Genomic DNA, 17,174 nt, shown 5'->3' on the forward strand with positions numbered 1-17,174 from the left:
TTCAGAAACTACGGGTTAACCCGAAATTTCGAGCCCGTAGTGTGACTCAATGGTCCCCAAAAAGCAAGCGCCTGCACAAAGATTGGGCAGGCGCCTGGAGGGTCTGCAAGCAAAATAAGTTAGTGCTTGCTATCAATCAATCACTTATCGAGATGCGTTCGCATCGGCCACGGTGAGTGCTGTCATGTTCACGATGCGGCGCACGGTGGCGCTGGCCGTCAGGATGTGCACCGGCTGCGCCGCACCCAGCAGCACGGGGCCGATGGCGATGTTGCCGCCCGCTGCCGTCTTGAGCAGGTTGTAGGAAATATTGGCGGCGTCGATGTTGGGCAGCACGAGCAGGTTGGCGTCGCCGATCAGATCGCTGTGCGGCATGATGGCCGCGCGGGCCTTGCCATCGAGGGCCACGTCGCCGTGCATCTCGCCGTCCACTTCCAGCCAGGGGGCCTGCACGCGCAGCAGCTCCAGGGTCTGGCGCATCTTCACGGCGCTGGGCTGGTTGCTGCTGCCGAAGTTGGAGTGCGAGAGCAGGGCGGCGCGCGGCTTGATGCCAAAGCGCATCATCTCCTCGGCGGCCATCACGGTGATCTCGGCCAACTGCTCGGCCGTGGGGTCGTAGTTGACGTGCGTGTCCACCAGGAACACCTGGCGGTCGGGCAACAGCAGGCCGTTCATGCAGGCGTAGGTGCAGACACCGGCGCGCTTGCCGATCACCTGGTCGATGTAGTTCAGGTGCAGGGCCGTGTGGCCCCAGGTGCCCACGATCAGGCCATCGACCTCGCCCTTGTGCAGCAGCATGGAGCCGATCAGGGCCAGGCGGCGGCGCATCTCGATCTTGGCGATCTGCACCGTCACGCCCTTGCGCTCGGTCATGCGGTGGTAGGTCTGCCAGAAGTCGCGGTAGCGGTGGTCCTGCTCGACGTTGACGATGTCGTAATCCACGCCCTCACGCAGGCGCAGGCCGAATTTCTGGATGCGCTCGGCGATGATGGCCGGGCGGCCGATCAGGGTGGGGCGGGCAATGCGTTCGTCGACCACGATCTGGGCAGCGCGCAGCACGCGCTCTTCCTCGCCCTCGGCATAGGCCACGCGCTTCTTGGCGGCGGCCTTGGCGGCGGCGAAGATGGGCTTCATCATCGAGCCCGAGGCGTAGACGAAGCTTTGCAGCTTGTCGCGGTAGGCATCCATGTCGGTGATGGGGCGCAGCGCCACGCCGCTGTCGGCCGCCGCCTGGGCCACGGCTGGGGCGATCATCATCATCAACCGCGGATCGAAGGGCTTGGGGATCAGGTACTCGGGGCCGAAGGCCAGTTGTTCACCCACGTAGGCGGCGGCCACGACCTCGCTCTGCTCGGCCTGGGCCAGCTGGGCAATGGCGTGCACCGCGGCAATCTCCATTTCCAGCGTGATGGTGGTCGCGCCGCAGTCGAGTGCGCCGCGGAAGATGTAGGGGAAGCACAGGACGTTGTTGACCTGGTTGGGGTAGTCCGTGCGGCCGGTGGCCATGATGGCGTCGTCGCGCACGGCCTTCACGTCTTCGGGCTGGATCTCGGGGTTGGGATTGGCGAGCGCGAAGATCAGCGGGCGTGGCGCCATCTTGCGCACCATGTCCTGCTTGAGCACGCCGCCGGCCGACAGGCCCAGGAACACGTCGGCCCCCTCGATCACCTCGGACAGCGTGCGCGCCGAGGTCTTTTGCACGAACTGGATCTTGTCCTCGTCCATGAGCTCGGTGCGGCCTTCATAGACCACGCCGGCCAGGTCGGTCACCCAGATGTTCTCGCGCCGGATGCCCAGCTTGACCAGCAGGCCCAGGCAGGCCAGGGCGGCGGCACCGGCACCCGAGGTCACGAGCTTGACGTCCTTGGGGTCCTTGCCGGCGACCTTCAGGCCGTTGAGGATGGCCGCACCGACCACGATGGCCGTGCCGTGCTGGTCGTCATGGAAGACCGGGATCTTCATGCGCTCGCGCAGCTTGCGCTCGATGTAGAAGCAGTCGGGGGCCTTGATGTCTTCCAGGTTGATGCCGCCGAAGGTCGGCTCCAGGCTGGCGATGATCTCGACCAGCTTCTCGGGGTCCTTCTCGTTGATCTCGATGTCGAAGACGTCGATGCCCGAGAACTTCTTGAACAGAACGCCCTTGCCTTCCATCACGGGCTTGCCCGCCAGCGCGCCGATGTCGCCCAGGCCCAGCACGGCCGTGCCGTTGGTCACCACGCCGACCAGGTTCCCCCGGGCGGTGTACTTGAAGGCGGCGTTGGGGTCCTTGACGATCTCTTCGCAGGGAGCGGCCACGCCGGGCGAATAGGCCAGCGCGAGATCGTGCTGGTTGATCATCTGCTTGGTCGCGGCAATCGCGATCTTGCCGGGTTTGGGAAACTCGTGGTACTCGAGAGCGGCGCGGCGCAACTGGGCGCGCTTGTCGGATTGGTTGTTGTTGTTCTCGGCCGTGGTGTTCTCGGGCATTCAGTTGTCTCCAGCTTGGGGTGTTCGCGGGGCGTCGGTCAGCGCTTGTAGGAACATGCTTACACGTTCCGGGGGAAGGGATTGTAGGCCGCCTTCGGTAAAAACCCTAGTAAGCGAATCTGCTTAGTTGGGTGGGACAGTTTTGCTGTCCGGGTTGGAAAGCGCCGGCTTGCGCAACCGCATGCAGCCCACCACGCATCTTCGCGCCCTAGGGCGTGTCATCATTCATTTCGCCCCCGCGCTGGCCCCGGCATGCGGATGGATGCGCGAAGCGCGGCGCAGCCCATAGTGGACTATGGTCAAGCCGGGCGACAAAGCAGACGCCGCATGCCGGGGCCAGCCCGAAGGGAAAGCCTGCAGCGCGCCGCATTGCGGCGTTGCCCCTCGCTTGCGTAGCCGTGCTACGCGGCGCTCAGGGCGCCTTGCACTGCGCCGCGCTGCAGGCTTTCGCGGGGGCAAAATGAATGATGACACGCCCTAGCCAAACACCGCCTCGTAGCGCGGGACGTTCGGCGCCCTGGTATCGGGCATGACCGGCACCAGCATCCACTGCATACGCCCCAGCTGCGCGTGGTCCAGGGTGTAGGTGTCCTGCGCCAGCCGGGGCGCCTCGGGTCCCGTGAAGAGCAGGGAGAAGGGGGTGCGGAAAGGCTCGGGCAGATGGCCGCGTGGCCGCTCCTGGGCCTCCACCAGCACCAGCTCCACGGGCCCTTGCTGGGTGTGTGCGACAAACTGGCTGCCCACTGCAGCATGCACGGGTTCAAAAGTGGTGCTCATCGGTTGCGTCCGTTGGAATGGGTAATTCAATGTTGGATGCGGGCCGTTCCCTTTGCCAAAATAGGCGGGTTTCACGATCCCACCAACCATCGTACAGCCGGTAACCCACTGTGTACCCACTGCCAGAACCATTTGCCCTGCGGGAGAGGACCGAAGCCGACCAGGCCTTTGTGCAGGCGCTGTATTTCTCCACCCGAGAGGACCTGCAGCAGGCCGTGCCCGATCCCGCACAGCTGCTGGCGCTGGTGGCCATGCAGCAGAACGCGCAGGAAGCCGGATTCCGCCACCAGTTTCCCCAGGCCCGCCAATGGCTGCTGCTGCGTTCGGGCCTGCCCATCGGCCGCGTGGTGGTGGACACCGCGCCCCAGGACCTGCGCCTGGTGGACATTGCCATCATTGCGCAGGCGCGCCGCGGCGGCGCCGCCAGCGCCGTGCTCGCGGCCTTGCAGGCGCATGCGCTGGCGCGGGGGCTGCCGCTGTGCCTGGCCGTGGTCCATGGCAACCATGCGGCGCAAGGCCTGTACCGCAAGCTGGGCTTCGCCACCGTCTCCGAGGATGGACTGCGCGCGCAGATGGTCTGGCGCGGAGCGCCCGCATGAGCACAACCGCCGTGGCACCCACCCCCTACCTGAAACTGCCCCTGTCCTTCGACCTGGCCCGCCTGCAGGAAGACCTGCAGCGCGTGGCCAGTGCGCAATGGATCAACCATTTCAATACCTCCGCCTATGAAAAGGGCTGGGGATGCATTCCCTTGCGCTCTGTCGATGGCCGTGTCGACCACATCATGCCGGTGGAGGGTGGCCACTTCGAGGACACCCCCCTCCTGGCCCGCTGCCCGTATTTCCGGCATGCCATCGACCAGTTCCAGTGCGAGAAGACCTCCATCCGCCTGATGGGCCTGGAAGCGGGAGGGGTGATCCACGAGCACCGTGACGATGGCGGGGCCCTGGAGGACGGCCTGACCCGGCTGCACATCCCCGTGCAGACCTCGCCGCAGGCCCTGTTTCGCATCGATGGCCAAGAGGTCCATTTTTCGGCGGGCGATGCCTGGTACCTCAATGCCAGCTGCCTGCATGGTGCCCACAACCGTGGCGCGCAGGCCCGCATCCACCTGATGATCGACTGCGTGACCAACCCGTGGCTCACGCAGCTGTTCCTGGCCGCCGGCGGGGTGCTGCGCGAAGACCCGCCCTATGGCGATGCCTCCCTCAACGACGACAACGTGCAGCAGGCCATCGCCAGGCTGCTGGACAATGGCCATGCGGTCGGTGCACAACTGGCCGCCCGATTGCAGGAAATCCATGCTCGCAGAACAGGCACTGCTGCGCGGCCGTGAGGTGGGCATCGCCGAGAGGGGGTCCCTGCAGGGCTGGTTCCCGGTGAGCCTGCAGCACGACCCCGCCACGGTCTGGTGGCGCTTTCTGGGCGAGCAGCGTTTCACCGCCCCGTTTTTCGAGGACAGCCTGGTCCAGCAAGCGCGGGAGGAACGCAGGTTGACTGCCACTCCCCTGTCCGCGCTGGACGGGCTGCCCGACGGCGTGCCGCCCACGGCCTTCATCTTCCACGTTTCGCGCTGCGGCTCCACGCTGCTCACCCAGGCGCTGGCCACCCTGCCGCAGTGCATCGTGTTGTCGGAGCCCCCGGCGCTCGATGCCTTCTTCCGGCTGCACCACCGGCACCCTCAGCAGAGCGGCGGCACCCACACCTTCCAGCGGCTGGTGGCCGCCCTGGGGCAAAGGCGCAGCCCTGCGGAACGGCACTTGGTCATCAAGCTCGACTGCTGGCACCTGCCCTGGATTCCCTTCGTGCAGGCCGCGTTCCCGCGCACCCCCATCGTGTTCCTGTACCGCGAGCCCGGCGAAGTGCTGGCATCCCACCGCCGCCAGCGCGGCCGGCAGATGGTGCCAGGGCTGATCGACCTGTCGCGCCTGGCAGACCTGGTGCACCCGCCCGGTGCCCCGGAGCTGGCGCCCGGCGACCTGGACGGCCATGCCATCCGGGTGCTTGAAAGCCTGTACCGCAGCGGCCTCGCGATGGCGACCGCGTCGGACCTGGTGCTGATGGACTATCGCCAGCTTCCAGGGGTGATCTGGCAAGGGTTGCTGGACAGGCTGGGTATGGAGTGCACGCCCGGCGAACTCGCCGCGCTGCAGGCACGCTCGGGCTTTCATTCCAAGCATGCGGGCAGCCCGTTCCAGGGCGACCCTGCGCCAGTGCAGCCGCCCCGGCCGGCATCCGGGCGCCTGGAGGAGGCGGCCCGGTGCCATGCGCAACTGGAACGGCTGCGGCTGCTCGCGCAGCCGCAGTGACAACGGGGCCTGGCTGACCCCGCCCGCGCTCAGTTGCGGGATGGGAAGATGCCTTCCAGGGCGATGATGAAGTTCACGCCCAGATAAGGCTGCATGATGGACGCGGTGCCGTTGGTTGTCACGGGGGCCAGCAGGGTCTGGCCGCTGCCCGTGTTGGCCGCGGTCACCGCGTTGGCCGCAATGGCGGTGCCCACGCCGCCCAGATTGACCTGTCCGCTCGGGGTCGTCGAGTAGATGGAGGCGCTGCCGGGCCCCCCGGGCGAAGCACTCAGAAAGGCGCCGGTGGTCGGGGTGGTGCTGGTGCCGGTCGTACCCGTGGACGCCTGCACGGTGGTGGTGAATGCCGCGGAATCGACGGTGACCGCGTGGGTGTGGGCGGGCAGGTTGGCGACGCCCAGCGTCACCGAGGTCGTGCCGCTGGCGATCACGGTGGTGTTGTTGGTTCCCGCCATCTCACCTTGCGCGATGGGAGAAATTCCCGGGCCATTGCCCTGCGAACCGACCGGAACCCGGCCACGCAGGTCCGGCAGGCCAAAGGTGGTCGTCCCGTTGCCGCCATACACCGTTCCCAACAACGCGAACAGTGCCGAATTCTGGGCAATGGGCAGCAACTGTCCATTGCAGAACGCCCAGCCACGTGGCGCGTAGGTAAACCCGATGGGCAGGATAGTGCCCAGAAATGCTTCCATGAGAGCTCCTTGAAAAGAGTGGGTATGTAAGGCGCCGTGATGCTATGGCGGTATGGCAGAAGCGGTCAACGAAGAAATTGCACGCACCGCAGCGCCGTGTCTCGGCACGCATCGGCCACCGAGCCGGTGTGCCACCGCTGTATGAATGGATGGCGGCGGAACTGCCCTGCAGCGCTTGGGCTGGCCAGCCGCCGTGCACCCCATCGCTTCGACCGGCACCGGGGGTTGCTGAGGTTGCCCTGCCACCTTCGCTGGCGTCTTTCCCCCACTTTTTTCGACCCCGGAGCATCCGGCAAGGCACTTCGGCAGGGTTCTTGAGGGCTTCCACGGCGCTGTCACATATGTATTCATTTTCCAGAAATGTATCCATATGTTTTGGTTCTCATATGGAAAATCCATTTTGCTTTCTTTTTGTTGCATATATTGCAATACAAAAATGGCGCCATCGCCGATTTTGAGAAGTTTTGCGCAGTTGGGAGCACTTCTGCGAGATCTGCACCAATTTAATGAATTTGTCACGAACGGGCTCGAAACTGCCCTTGGACCTGAAAAATTCAGAAAGTTCCTTGCTAATCTTCGTCCAACAAATCGCAAACACACCGCGGCATGAAAACAGGCAGCGACCTGAATGCGATTAACGGCAAGCAGAACTTGAATCGATTGGAAATCTGGAATGAAGCATTTGATTTCTCCCTGGATTGCGGCAGCGGCCCTGGCCCCCGCATTCGCCCACAGCGGCGGCAACCAGCAGACCGTCGATCTGATTGGTGGCGCCGCGAACGTGGCCGCCACAGGCGGCACCGCCGTGATGAATATCTCGTCCACCCAGGGTGCCCAGGTCATCAGTGGCAATTCCCAGCAGGTGGTGGTGCGCGGTGCCGTGCTCAATGCCGCGACCTTCGGCGCCCACAGCGAATTGAATATCGCCTCGCGCACAGGGGCCGGTGCCGGCTCTGGCAGCCAGGTGATTTCAGTCCAGGGCCCGATCCTCAACCAGGCCGCTGGCAAGGGCGTGAAAAGTGTTGTCAATATTGGTGGAAGGTAATTCCGCCAAAACCTCCGGTAGGTTATTGAAGATCAACCGGATTTTCCCGTGGCAGCCATTATCTATCTGGCGCCTTTCTTTTTTATCTTTATCAATGGAGTTCATTATGCAAAAGACTTTCGCACTGGCCATTTCCGCTCTGGTTCTCGTCGCTGGCGCTGCCCACGCAGAAGTGAAGATCGGCGGCAACAACAACCAGAAGGTGACCGTGCAGAACGGCGCCGTGGCCAACATGGCCTTCGGTGCCTCCACCGCCAAGCAGAACCTGGCTTCCAACAAGGGCAACGTCAAGATCGGCGGCAACAACACCCAGGAAGTCTCCGTGAAGAACGGCGCTGTCGCCAACATGGCCTTCGGCGCTTCCAAGGCCGAGCAGAACCTGGCTTCCAACGACGGCAAGTAAGCCCTTCGGCGCACCGAGCGCCTGCGGATCCCCGGAATCCGCACACCCAGACAGAAGAACAAGGCGCGCAGTAGCGCTGCTGCGCGCCCTTGGGAAACCTGTCCAAAGTCCTTTGGCCCGCACGGATGCCGGTGCAAAAGACTTTGCACAGGTCCTATAGAGGAGAAGCACACCATGAAATCCCATCGTCTCGCCGCACTGTGCCTGCTCGGCGCGTGCGCCGCCGCAGCGTCTTCGGCCGCCTTCGCCCAGACACCCGTCCAGAAGCCCCCGGCCGGGCGCAGCGGGCTCGACCCGGCCTCGCGCACCAAGGTCACCAACGTGCTTTCGCGCACCCGCATCGATGCCGAGGACACCCTGGCCACGGTGGACCGCAAGCTCGTCACCGGCCCCAGCGGCAGCAGCTGCGCCACCAACATCGGCGCGCCCAAGGTGCCCGAGGGCGAATCGGGCATCGGCAACCGCTTCGGCACCGCCAACAACGACCAGGTCATCGTGGTGCAAGGCCCGGTGATCAACCTCTGCAAGTAGTCCCCGCACCTCCACAACAACACACCACCCAACGGTTTCCAGCATGAAGAACAAGAACAGCTCCTCGCCGCGCCGCCGCCTGCTGGCTCTTTCGGCCCTGACACTTTTGATGTCGGGCTGCGCCATCCAGCCCAATGTCAGCGACCGCGTCAACATCATCGAACAGGGCACCGTGGAGCAGGCGCCCCTGGTCACCCCGAGCAAATCGGGCTCCGTGCTGCGCGAAGGCCTGGCCTGCATGGACCGCATGCTGGCCGCCGAGAACACGCCCACCACCCTGATCGCGGTGAAGAACATCCCCGACCCCTCGGGTCTGTTCAGCACCGGCACCAAGGAGATGCTGATCACGGCCCTGTCGCGCATGTCGCGCACCAGCCAGGCCTTCCGCGTGGTGGACTACGAGGTGGACGCGCTGCGCCAGGACACGGTGCAGACCCTCACCAGCCTGCTGCTCAACAACAACCAGATGGAGCTGCGCAAGCCGCAGATCTACATCTCGGGCGCCATCAGCTTCGGCGACAAGACCGTGGTCTCCAAGCGCCAGAGCCTGGGCATCTCCACCGCCGCCACCGATACCGGCTACAGCTGGGACGTGCTGGGCAGCGCCGTGGGCCTGGATCTGCACCTCGGGGACATGAACACGCGCACGCTGTACTCGGGCATCGAATCGGCCAACGAGCTCATCGTGGCCACCGGCGGCAAGGCGGTGGAGATCGGCGCCAAGGCCACCGGCCTGCCCAAGCACATCTACCGCGTGGGCGTGCAGTACGAGGTGGCGGCCGACAACAACCAGGGCGCTGGCGCCGCCGTGCGCCTGCTGGTGGACCTGGCTGCCATCGAGCTGGTGGGCAAGTGGGCCAAGGTGCCGTACTGGGACTGCATCGACTACGAGCAAAACCACCCCGAGTTCATGCGCCAGATGCGCGCCTGGTTCGACGAGGCCAGCGTGACCGAGCGCTGGAGCCTGGCGCAGCGCGTGCTGCAGACCCACGGCATGTGGAGCGGTACGACGGACGGCAGCGATTCGCCCGCCTTCCGCAAGGCTGTGACCCAGTACCAGGCCTCGCAGGACCTCACGCCCGTGGGCGTGGTCAACTTCGAGACCTACACCCGGCTCATGCGCAGCTTCGTGGGCATGTCGGCCGAGGGCAAGCTGCGCAAGCCCGAATACGCAGACGACAAGCTCGTGGCCCGCCCCAGCGGTTTGCCCGCCAACGAACCCGATCCGCGCACCATCGCGCTGAGCATGGTCGGCCGCAAGGACCGCGACCTCAAGGTCGGCGAAGCCATCGTGGTGCGCGTCGTGCCACCGCGCACCGGCTACCTCTACTGCTACTACCAGGACGCGGGCGGCTCCATCAGCCAGGTCTACCCGAACCCGATGCAGCCCTCGGCCACGGTGCAGGGCCGCACCAGCGTGCTCATCCCCGACATCAGCAAGCCCAATTCCTTCCTGATCGAGACGGCACGCGGCGGCACCGAGAACATGTTCTGCGCCATGACGGCCCAGCCGCTCAAGGGCCAGATCCCGGCCACGCTGACCAGCGCCAACCTGGAGCCGATCAAGAGCGTGACCAGCCTGGCCCAGGTGCAGAGCGCCTTCGAGCAGGCCGGCGTCGGCGTGATGAGCACCTCGCTCGACTGGAACGTGCAGGCCCCCGAGCCCGCACCCGCCGCCGGCCGCGCCCGCAACGCCAACCCCAACCGGCCTGCCAAATGAGCACCGCCCGCCTGCCACCCCAGGGCGTGCCCGCCGACCGGGCACGCAGGACGGCCCTGCGCTGGACCCTGGCCGCCTGCTGCGCGGCCGCCACCGGCGCCGCCCAGGCCGTGATCCAGCTGCCTTCGGCGCAGCCGGCCTCGGCCCCCCAGGGCAGCGCCGTGCGCACGCCCCAGACGCCCGGCGGCTCGCTGCGCCTGCCCTCGGCCAATACCGAACAGGTGCTCAACAGCCTGATCGAGTCCGCCAACGACGGCGATGCCGATGCCATGGTCCAGGTCGGCATGTACTACCACACCAACCCCGGCCTGCCCCAGGCCGCGGCCACGGCGCGGCGCTGGTGGGGCCGCGCGGCCCAGGCCGGCGATGTGCGCGGCATGGCCGGCTTCGGCTACCTGCTGGGCGTGGACAACGCCGGCGGCATGCGCGACCTGTCCGCCGCCCGCGAATGGCTGCACAAGGCCCGCGCCGCCGGCCTGGTGCGTGCCACCTACATCGAGTCACTGCTCGAAGGCCAGATCACCGGCCCGCGCAAGCTGCGCGACGCGCGCCGCCTGCTGGAACAGGCCGCGCAGGACGGCGACCCCCTGGCCATGAACGACCTGGCCGTGGCCTGGGAGCTCGACGGCAGCCTGGAGCGGGCACGCGAGATGTACGTGCTCGCCGCGGCCCAGGGCTACGGTGTGGCCCGCGCCAACTACCTGCGCCTGGAGCGCCAGAACCGCTCCAGCGAGTCGGCCACGCTGGCGCGCCTGCGCACCCTGTCGGACGACGGCAATGCCGACGCCACCCTGCAGCTGGCCCAGCTGTACCACCAGGGCAAGGGAGGCGTGCAGCGCGACTTCGCCCAGGCCATCCAGCTGTACCGCCGCGCGGCCGACGCCGGATCGCGCAGCGCGCGCGAATTCCTGGCGCTGGTCTTCAGCCGCTCCTCGCGCGACAACTCCGCGCGCGGCGTGGATGCGGCCTGGATGGAGGAGCTGGCCACGCGCATCAATGCCCGCACGGACTCCGGCAAGGAAGGGCGCGACATGCTGTCCGACCGCCCCCGGCGCAGTGAAGACCCGCTGTGGAATCTCACCAGCTTACGTTGGACACCGCCTGTTACCGATGACAGCGCCACACCCCCTTAAAGTCCAGCCCGCGCCCGCACTGCGGGCGGGTGAGGGCAGGGGCCCCGCCCAACGACCAACCGACCGAACGAAGGGAAACCGAGCAATGAAACACCACCACACGCTGGCCAGCACCCTGATCGCCTTCACGGCGGCCGCCGCCTGCATGCCCCTGGCCCACGCCCAGCGCAACCTGGCCTCCAACGGTACCGGCACGGTGATCGCGGGCGACAACAACGCCTCGGTGACCGTCAACGGCCAGCAGATCATCAATGCCACCGACGGCAACGCCCGCGTGGAAACCACCATCGGCGGTGGCAGCGGCCGCGTGGTGGTGCAGGGTGCCTCGACCACGGTGACCAACTCCGGCAACGCCAAGCCTGCCAAGGGTGGCAAGAGTCAGGACTATGTGAACAGCGACCTCTCAGGGCGCAATTTCGCGGGCGCCCAACTGGCCGGCCGCAAGTTCACCAACGTGGACCTGTCGCGCGCCAACCTCTCGGGCGCCGATCTGCGCGGGGCCGAATTCGTCAACGTGAGCATGGAGCAGGCCGACCTGCGCGGCGCCAACCTCACGGGCGCCAAGATGGTCAATGTGGACCTGGACTCGGCCCAGCTCGAAGGCGCCACCTGGACAGATGGCAAGCGTTGCCGCGCTGCCTGCTGAGCCCCTGCACCATTCCAGGAAAAAACGGCCCCGAGGGGCCGTTCGTCATGGGGATGCAACCGGTCAGCGGCTGCTCGGGAAGCTGAACACCGCACCTTCGCGCACGCCGGCCGAGGGCCAGCGCTGCGTGATGGTCTTGCGCTTGGTATAGAAGCGCACGGCATCGGGGCCGTAGGCGTGCAGGTCGCCGAACAGGCTGCGCTTCCAGCCGCCGAAGGAGTGGTAGGCCACCGGCACGGGCAGGGGCACGTTCACGCCCACCATGCCGACCTGGATGTGGTCGGTGAAATAGCGGGCGGCCTCGCCGTCGCGCGTGAAGATGCAGGTGCCGTTGCCGTACTCGTGGTCGTCGATCAGCTTCATCGCCTCCTGCAGCGTCTTCACGCGCACCACGCCGAGCACGGGGCCGAAGATCTCTTCCTGGTAGATCTTCATGCCGGGCTTGACGTTGTCGAACAGGCAGGCGCCCAGGAAGTAGCCGTCCTCGTGGCCGGCCACCGTCACGCCGCGGCCGTCGACCACCAGCGTGGCGCCTTCGGCCACGCCGCTGTCTACATAGGACTTGACCTTCTCGAAATGGGGCTTGGTCACCAGCGGGCCCATGTCGTTGCCGTTGTCCGTGCCCGGGCCGACCTTCATCTTGGCGATCTCGGTCTTGAGGCCGGCCACGACCGCATCACCGGCCTCGTCGCCCACGGCCACCACCAGCGGGATGGCCATGCAGCGCTCGCCGCAGCTGCCGTAGGCGGCACCCATCAGCGCGCTCACGGCGTTGCCGATGTCGGCGTCGGGCATCACGATGGCGTGGTTCTTGGCGCCGCCCAGGGCCTGCACGCGCTTGCCGTGCTTGCAGCCTTCGGAGTAGATGTACTCGGCAATGGGCGTGGAGCCGACGAAGCTCACGGCCTTGACGCGCGCATCGCGCAGCAGCGTGTCCACGGCCAGCTTGTCGCCGTTGACCACGTTGAGCACGCCTGGGGGCAGGCCGGCTTCCTGCGCCAGCTGGGCGATGAACAGCGCGCTGGTGGGATCGCGCTCGGAGGGCTTGAGCACGAAGGTGTTGCCGCAGGCCACCGCCATGGGCCACATCCACAGCGGCACCATGGCCGGGAAGTTGAAGGGCGTGATGCCGGCCGTGACGCCCAGCGCCTGGAACTCGCTCCACGAGTCGATGCCGGGGCCGACGTTGCGGCTGTGCTCGCCCTTGAGCAGCTCGGGTGCGTAGCTGGCGTACTCCACGTTCTCGATGCCGCGCTGCAGCTCGCCGTGCGCATCACTAAGCACCTTGCCGTGCTCGGCGGTGATCATGGCGGCGATCTTGTCGGCGTTCTCTTCGAGCAGCACCTTGAGCCTGCTCATCACGCGGGCGCGCTTGAGCGGCGGGGTGTTGCGCCAGGCCGGGAAGGCCGCCTCGGCCGAGGCGATGGCGCGCTCCACCGTGGCCTGGCTGGCCAGCGCGACGTTGGTGGTGGACTGGCCCGTGGCGGGGTTGAAGACCGGCTGCGTGCGCTCGGTATCGGCAACGATCTGGCCATCGATCAGGTGGCCGACGGTCGTGGTGACGCTCTTGTCGTGGTTCATGGCAAAGGAATGGCTAAAGCTAAAAATGGATCTCAGGCGGTTTCGGCGAGGGCGTCGCCCAGGGCGTTGACGAGGCGGTCGATCTCGGCCTTTTCGCTGATGAAGGGCGGGGCCAGCTGGATGGTGTCGCCACCGTAGCGCACGTAGAAGCCCTTCTTCCAGCAGTTCATCGCGATCTCGTAGGGGCGGCGTGCCGGCTCGCCGGGCAGCGCGGCGATCGTGATGCCCGCGGCCAGGCCGTAATTGCGGATATCGAGCACGTGCTTGCTGCCCTTGAGGCTGTGCACGGCCTGCTCGAAGTGGGGGCTCAGGGCCTTCACGCGGCCGATGGCGTCCTCGCTCTGCAGCAGGTCCAGCGCGGCGATGCCGGCGGCGCAGGCCACGGGGTGGGCCGAGTAGGTGTAGCCGTGCGGGAACTCGAGCATGTACTCTGGGCCGCCCGCATTCATGAAGGTGTCGTAGATCTCCTTGGTCGCCACCACGCCGCCCAGGGGCTGGACGCCGTTGGTCACCTGCTTGGCGAAGTTCAGGATGTCCGGCGTCACACCGAAGGCCTCGGCCCCGGTCCAGGCGCCCGAGCGGCCGAAGGCGGTGATCACTTCGTCGAAGATCAGCAGGATGTTGTTCTGCGTGCAGATCTCGCGCAGGCGCTGCAGGTAGCCCACGGGCGGGATCACCACGCCGGCCGAGCCCGAGAAGGGCTCGACGATCACCGCCGCGATGTTCGAGGCGTCGTGCAGCGCGATCACGTCCAGCAGGCGGTCGGCCAGTTCCTTGCCTGTGGGCGGCATGCCCTTGTGGAAGGAGCCGGCGGCCGGCTGGGTGTGGGGCAGGTGGTCGGCTTCGACGCCCTGGCCGAAGAGCTTGCGGTTGGCCACGATGCCGCCCACCGAGATGCCGCCGAAGTTCACGCCGTGGTAGCCCTTTTCGCGGCCGATCAGGCGCGTCTTGCTGGCCTGGCCCTTGGCACGCCAATAGGCGCGCGCCATCTTGAGCGAGGTATCGGCCGACTCGGAACCCGAGCCCGTGAAGAACACGTAATCGAGGCCGTCGGGCGTGATGGCCTTGATGCGGTTGGCCAGCTCGAACGAGAGCGGGTGGCCGAACTGGAAGGCCGGCGCGTAGTCGAGCTTCATCGCCTGCTTGCCCACGGCCTCGGCGATCTCGCGGCGGCCATGGCCCAGGCCCGTGCACCACAGGCCCGACAGGCCGTCGAAGATCTTGCGGCCGTCGGAGTCGGTGTAGTAGGCACCGCTGCCCTCCACGATCATGCGCGGGGCCGCCTTGAACTGGCGGTTGGCCGTATAGGGCATCCAGTGCGCGTCGAGCCAGGCGGCATCCAGGCGGTCACCGCCGGCGTCGGAAGCAGGTTTTTCGATGTTGACGAAGCTCATGGGAAATCTCCAGTGCAAAACAACGGCCGCAAGGGCAGGCCGATGCGGGTCTCGGGCGGATTGTTGCCCCCGGTGTTAATCTCTCAAATAGTGCAATATCAATGTTTACTTGCAAAGCTATGCAAGTAATGACGGGACCCCCATGAACACCAAGAACCGCGCCGTGCTGGGCCAGCTCAGCGACATGGACCTGCGCCTGCTGCAGGTGTTCAAGGCCGTGGCCGAATGCGGCGGCATGTCGGCCGCGGAGCTGGAACTCAACATCGGCACCAGCACCGTGAGCCGCCACGTCAAGGACCTGGAAACCCGCCTGGGCCTGACCCTGTGCCGGCGCGGGCGGGCCGGTTTCGCCCTCACGCCCGAGGGGCAGCGCGTCTACGACGAAACACTGCGCCTGCTGGCCTCGGTACAGGGTTTCCGCAATGCGGTGGACGACATTCACGCGCGCATGGGCGGGCAGCTCGCCGTGGCGGTGTTCGACAAGACGGCCACCAACCCGGCCGCGCGCATCGGCGATGCCATCGCCGCCTTTGCCAAGCAGGCCCCCGATGTGCACCTGCAGATGCATGTGGGCACCATCAACGCCATCGAGCGCGGGGTGATCGACGGCACCTTCCAGGTCGGCATCATCCCGGCGCACCGGGCCTCGCAGAGCCTGCTCTACACCGATCTGTTCACCGAGACCATGCTGCTGTACTGCGGCGCAGGCCACCCGCTGTTCGGCATCGACGACACCGCGCTCGACTGGGAGGCCCTGCGCCACCAGCCCTTCGCCGGCCTGGGCTACCACTCGCCCAACATGGAGCTGAGCCACCAGGCGCGCCTGTCGCGCACGGCCACGGGGTTCGACCAGGAGTCCATTGCCACGCTGATCCTCTCGGGCCGCTACCTCGGTTTCCTGCCCGACCACTATGCCGAGGTCTTCGAGCGGCGCGGCCTGATGCAGGCCGTGCAGCCCGCGCTGCTGCGCTACAGCTGCAAGTTCGTGGGCCTGCTGCGCCGCTCGCCCGAGCCCTCCCGGGCTGCACAGGCCTTCCAGCAGTGCCTGGTGCAGGCCCACGCCCTAAACCCGACTGCGCAGCAGGGGTGACCGGCGGGCTGGCGCATTCAGGGCAAGCTGCCCGATAATTAGGCACCCACCCCGGAGCACAGCACCATGGCGTCCATTTCCTCGATCGGCTCATCCGGCATGCAGGCCGCCCAATTGCGGCTGGATGCCTCGGCCAACAACGTGGCCAACATGAACACGCCGCGCTACCAGCGCCAGGTGGTCGAGCAGGAAGCCACGCCAGGCGGTGCCGGCGTCACCGGTTCCGTGCGCCGCAGCCAGGAAGAGGGCGTGGCGCTGGAGCAGGAAGCCGTCGAGCAGATGTCGGCCACCTACGCCTTCAAGGCCAGCCTGCAGGTGGTGAAGACCCAGGACCAGATGATGGGCTCCTTGCTGGATGTGAAGGCCTGACCAGCAAGCTGAGCGCAATGAAAAAGGCGGCCCCCGGGCCGCCTTTGCTTTTTGCGCTTTTCGAGATCAGCGCAATTCGCCGTACTGCGTGCTGCTCAGGTCCGGGCCGCGCTCTTCCGAGCCGGGCATCTCCGTGTCTTCGAAGCCGGTCGCATTGGGTGGCCGGGGGCGGATCGGGCCCGAGCGCACGGGCACACCACCAGGGCGCGCCGGTGTGACGGGCGTGGGGTTGGTACCGGCGGCGTCGGCCAGGGCGCGCTTGAAGGCGGCCACTTCATCGGCCTCGATGGGCTCGAAGCGCGGCACGGGGCGGGTGGCTTCGTAGTCCACCGGCGCGGTGGGGCGGGCCGTGCCCGTCAGCGGTGCCGGGGCCGTCGCCACGGGCGCTGCGGCGCGCAGGGGCGCCGGGCGCGAGAGGGGTGCGGACGGCGTGGCCGTCAGCGGGGCAGGGGCCGACACCGGCGGCAGCGGGCGCCGCACCGCGGCAGGGACCGGAGCGGCACCGCCCACCGGCAAGGCCGCACCCAGCGGCGCGATGCCTTTTTGCGGAATGCCCACGGCCACATGGTCGTTGATGCGCCAGTACACGGCGGTCACCAGGATGTCGTAGCGCGTCTTGGCGGTCTGGGCGATCAATGCCTCGATCTCAGACAGGCGCACGGTCTCGCCGCCGTACTCGCGCGCCAGGTCCATCATCACCAGGAACTGGCGGCCACGCTGGTCCAGCGACAGCACCTTGAATTTGTAACTGGCCGACAGCACGCCGGCACGCACCATGGCGTCGCGCACCACGGTGTAGAGCAGTTCGCGGCGCTCCATGCGCTCGTTCTTGCGGTTGGCGGCGTGCTCGGGCGGCACGGTGTCGACCAGGGGTTTGCCGCCCTGGCGGCCAGCAGACAGTGGCACCGTGGCGTCGGCGTTGAGCAGGCCCGAAGTCTCCGACGCCGCATTGGGCCGGGGCTTGGGCGGTGCCGGTTTGCGGCTGAACCAGCTGAACAGTGACATGGCTTGCTTTCCTCGG

17 protein-coding genes are annotated in these 17,174 nt (G+C 66.8%); 11 read left to right on the forward strand and 6 right to left on the reverse strand.

Annotation, left to right across the window (positions count from 1 at the left end; all coding sequences use genetic code 11):
• Positions 1-144 precede the first annotated feature (144 nt).
• Together AC07X5_RS01490 and AC07X5_RS01495 are read right to left on the reverse strand one after the other, a co-directional pair.
• Positions 145-2,466 carry an NADP-dependent malic enzyme gene (locus tag AC07X5_RS01490; RefSeq protein WP_494768787.1) on the reverse strand — a complete coding sequence of 774 codons (2,322 nt, stop codon included), beginning with the start codon at positions 2,464-2,466 and terminating at the stop codon, positions 145-147.
• A 477-nt stretch (positions 2,467-2,943) separates the two neighbouring features.
• The gene (locus AC07X5_RS01495) at positions 2,944-3,243 is read right to left on the reverse strand and encodes a DUF6916 family protein (protein WP_494768788.1); all 300 of its coding nucleotides are present in this window, start codon (positions 3,241-3,243) and stop codon (positions 2,944-2,946) included.
• Positions 3,244-3,353: 110 nt separating this feature from the next.
• Here AC07X5_RS01495 and AC07X5_RS01500 point away from each other — a divergent pair, with 110 nt between their 5' ends.
• The 3 genes from AC07X5_RS01500 to AC07X5_RS01510 are packed head-to-tail and all read left to right on the forward strand — an operon-like array spanning position 3,354 to position 5,552.
• Positions 3,354-3,842, forward strand: coding sequence for a GNAT family N-acetyltransferase (locus AC07X5_RS01500; RefSeq protein WP_409962663.1), 489 nt, complete (start codon positions 3,354-3,356; stop codon positions 3,840-3,842).
• The gene (locus AC07X5_RS01505; RefSeq protein WP_494768789.1) at positions 3,839-4,579 is read left to right on the forward strand and encodes an aspartyl/asparaginyl beta-hydroxylase domain-containing protein; all 741 of its coding nucleotides are present in this window, start codon (positions 3,839-3,841) and stop codon (positions 4,577-4,579) included. The genes AC07X5_RS01500 and AC07X5_RS01505 overlap by 4 nt, the downstream gene beginning before the upstream one ends.
• The gene (locus AC07X5_RS01510; protein ID WP_494768790.1) at positions 4,545-5,552 is read left to right on the forward strand and encodes a sulfotransferase family protein; all 1,008 of its coding nucleotides are present in this window, start codon (positions 4,545-4,547) and stop codon (positions 5,550-5,552) included. The genes AC07X5_RS01505 and AC07X5_RS01510 overlap by 35 nt, the downstream gene beginning before the upstream one ends.
• A 29-nt stretch (positions 5,553-5,581) precedes the next feature.
• Here AC07X5_RS01510 and AC07X5_RS01515 read toward each other — a convergent pair whose 3' ends face one another.
• The gene (locus tag AC07X5_RS01515; protein WP_409962657.1) at positions 5,582-6,241 is read right to left on the reverse strand and encodes a phage tail protein; all 660 of its coding nucleotides are present in this window, start codon (positions 6,239-6,241) and stop codon (positions 5,582-5,584) included.
• Positions 6,242-6,914: 673 nt separating this feature from the next.
• On the opposite strand from AC07X5_RS01515, the gene AC07X5_RS01520 reads away from it, so the two are divergent.
• The 6 genes from AC07X5_RS01520 to AC07X5_RS01545 all read left to right on the forward strand — a co-directional run bounded on the left by AC07X5_RS01520 (position 6,915) and on the right by AC07X5_RS01545 (position 11,719).
• A complete protein-coding gene (locus tag AC07X5_RS01520) occupies positions 6,915-7,286 on the forward strand; it encodes a hypothetical protein (protein WP_409962655.1) in 372 nt (123 codons plus the stop codon).
• A gap of 106 nt (positions 7,287-7,392) precedes the next feature.
• Positions 7,393-7,689, forward strand: a complete 297-nt coding sequence (locus tag AC07X5_RS01525) for a hypothetical protein (RefSeq protein WP_221480051.1) — start codon at positions 7,393-7,395, stop codon at positions 7,687-7,689.
• Positions 7,690-7,863: 174 nt separating this feature from the next.
• Complete coding sequence (locus tag AC07X5_RS01530) at positions 7,864-8,220, forward strand: hypothetical protein (RefSeq protein WP_494768791.1); 357 nt, start codon at positions 7,864-7,866, stop codon at positions 8,218-8,220.
• Positions 8,221-8,263: 43 nt separating this feature from the next.
• Entirely contained in the window at positions 8,264-9,940 is a 1,677-nt protein-coding gene (locus tag AC07X5_RS01535) for a DUF4384 domain-containing protein (protein WP_494768792.1), read from the forward strand.
• Positions 9,937-11,073, forward strand: coding sequence for a tetratricopeptide repeat protein (locus tag AC07X5_RS01540; RefSeq protein WP_494768793.1), 1,137 nt, complete (start codon positions 9,937-9,939; stop codon positions 11,071-11,073). Before AC07X5_RS01535 ends, AC07X5_RS01540 begins: the two co-directional genes overlap by 4 nt.
• A gap of 85 nt (positions 11,074-11,158) precedes the next feature.
• A complete protein-coding gene (locus AC07X5_RS01545) occupies positions 11,159-11,719 on the forward strand; it encodes a pentapeptide repeat-containing protein (RefSeq protein ID WP_494768794.1) in 561 nt (186 codons plus the stop codon).
• A 63-nt stretch (positions 11,720-11,782) separates the two neighbouring features.
• Here AC07X5_RS01545 and AC07X5_RS01550 read toward each other — a convergent pair whose 3' ends face one another.
• Both AC07X5_RS01550 and aptA read right to left on the reverse strand, forming a co-directional pair.
• On the reverse strand, positions 11,783-13,300 hold the full coding sequence (locus AC07X5_RS01550; RefSeq protein ID WP_494768795.1) for a CoA-acylating methylmalonate-semialdehyde dehydrogenase: 1,518 nt from the start codon (positions 13,298-13,300) through the stop codon (positions 11,783-11,785).
• A gap of 32 nt (positions 13,301-13,332) precedes the next feature.
• Positions 13,333-14,694, reverse strand: a complete 1,362-nt coding sequence (aptA, locus tag AC07X5_RS01555; RefSeq protein WP_494768796.1) for an omega-aminotransferase AptA — start codon at positions 14,692-14,694, stop codon at positions 13,333-13,335.
• Positions 14,695-14,836: 142 nt separating this feature from the next.
• Between aptA and AC07X5_RS01560 the strand changes: the two genes are divergently transcribed.
• Positions 14,837-15,784, forward strand: a complete 948-nt coding sequence (locus tag AC07X5_RS01560) for a LysR family transcriptional regulator (RefSeq protein ID WP_494768797.1) — start codon at positions 14,837-14,839, stop codon at positions 15,782-15,784.
• 66 nt (positions 15,785-15,850) lie between these two features.
• Positions 15,851-16,153, forward strand: coding sequence for a flagellar basal body protein (locus tag AC07X5_RS01565; RefSeq protein WP_409962638.1), 303 nt, complete (start codon positions 15,851-15,853; stop codon positions 16,151-16,153).
• Positions 16,154-16,219: 66 nt separating this feature from the next.
• On the opposite strand, the gene AC07X5_RS01570 is transcribed toward AC07X5_RS01565, so the two are convergent.
• Positions 16,220-17,158, reverse strand: a complete 939-nt coding sequence (locus AC07X5_RS01570; RefSeq protein ID WP_494768798.1) for a hypothetical protein — start codon at positions 17,156-17,158, stop codon at positions 16,220-16,222.
• Positions 17,159-17,174 lie beyond the last annotated feature (16 nt).

This window comes from Acidovorax sp. GW458-11-26-14-TSB4 (assembly GCF_059423865.1).

Coding starts and splice junctions, on each gene's coding strand:
- AC07X5_RS01535 (WP_494768792.1), top strand. CDS start 8,264: ATGAAGAACAAGAACAGCTCCTCGCCGCGCCGCCGCCTGCTGGCTCTT.
- AC07X5_RS01560 (WP_494768797.1), top strand. CDS start 14,837: ATGAACACCAAGAACCGCGCCGTGCTGGGCCAGCTCAGCGACATGGAC.
- AC07X5_RS01540 (WP_494768793.1), top strand. CDS start 9,937: ATGAGCACCGCCCGCCTGCCACCCCAGGGCGTGCCCGCCGACCGGGCA.
- AC07X5_RS01570 (WP_494768798.1), bottom strand. CDS start 17,158: ATGTCACTGTTCAGCTGGTTCAGCCGCAAACCGGCACCGCCCAAGCCC.
- AC07X5_RS01525 (WP_221480051.1), top strand. CDS start 7,393: ATGCAAAAGACTTTCGCACTGGCCATTTCCGCTCTGGTTCTCGTCGCT.
- aptA (WP_494768796.1), bottom strand. CDS start 14,694: ATGAGCTTCGTCAACATCGAAAAACCTGCTTCCGACGCCGGCGGTGAC.
- AC07X5_RS01490 (WP_494768787.1), bottom strand. CDS start 2,466: ATGCCCGAGAACACCACGGCCGAGAACAACAACAACCAATCCGACAAG.
- AC07X5_RS01510 (WP_494768790.1), top strand. CDS start 4,545: ATGCTCGCAGAACAGGCACTGCTGCGCGGCCGTGAGGTGGGCATCGCC.
- AC07X5_RS01530 (WP_494768791.1), top strand. CDS start 7,864: ATGAAATCCCATCGTCTCGCCGCACTGTGCCTGCTCGGCGCGTGCGCC.
- AC07X5_RS01520 (WP_409962655.1), top strand. CDS start 6,915: ATGAAGCATTTGATTTCTCCCTGGATTGCGGCAGCGGCCCTGGCCCCC.
- AC07X5_RS01565 (WP_409962638.1), top strand. CDS start 15,851: ATGGCGTCCATTTCCTCGATCGGCTCATCCGGCATGCAGGCCGCCCAA.
- AC07X5_RS01550 (WP_494768795.1), bottom strand. CDS start 13,300: ATGAACCACGACAAGAGCGTCACCACGACCGTCGGCCACCTGATCGAT.
- AC07X5_RS01505 (WP_494768789.1), top strand. CDS start 3,839: ATGAGCACAACCGCCGTGGCACCCACCCCCTACCTGAAACTGCCCCTG.
- AC07X5_RS01495 (WP_494768788.1), bottom strand. CDS start 3,243: ATGAGCACCACTTTTGAACCCGTGCATGCTGCAGTGGGCAGCCAGTTT.
- AC07X5_RS01515 (WP_409962657.1), bottom strand. CDS start 6,241: ATGGAAGCATTTCTGGGCACTATCCTGCCCATCGGGTTTACCTACGCG.
- AC07X5_RS01545 (WP_494768794.1), top strand. CDS start 11,159: ATGAAACACCACCACACGCTGGCCAGCACCCTGATCGCCTTCACGGCG.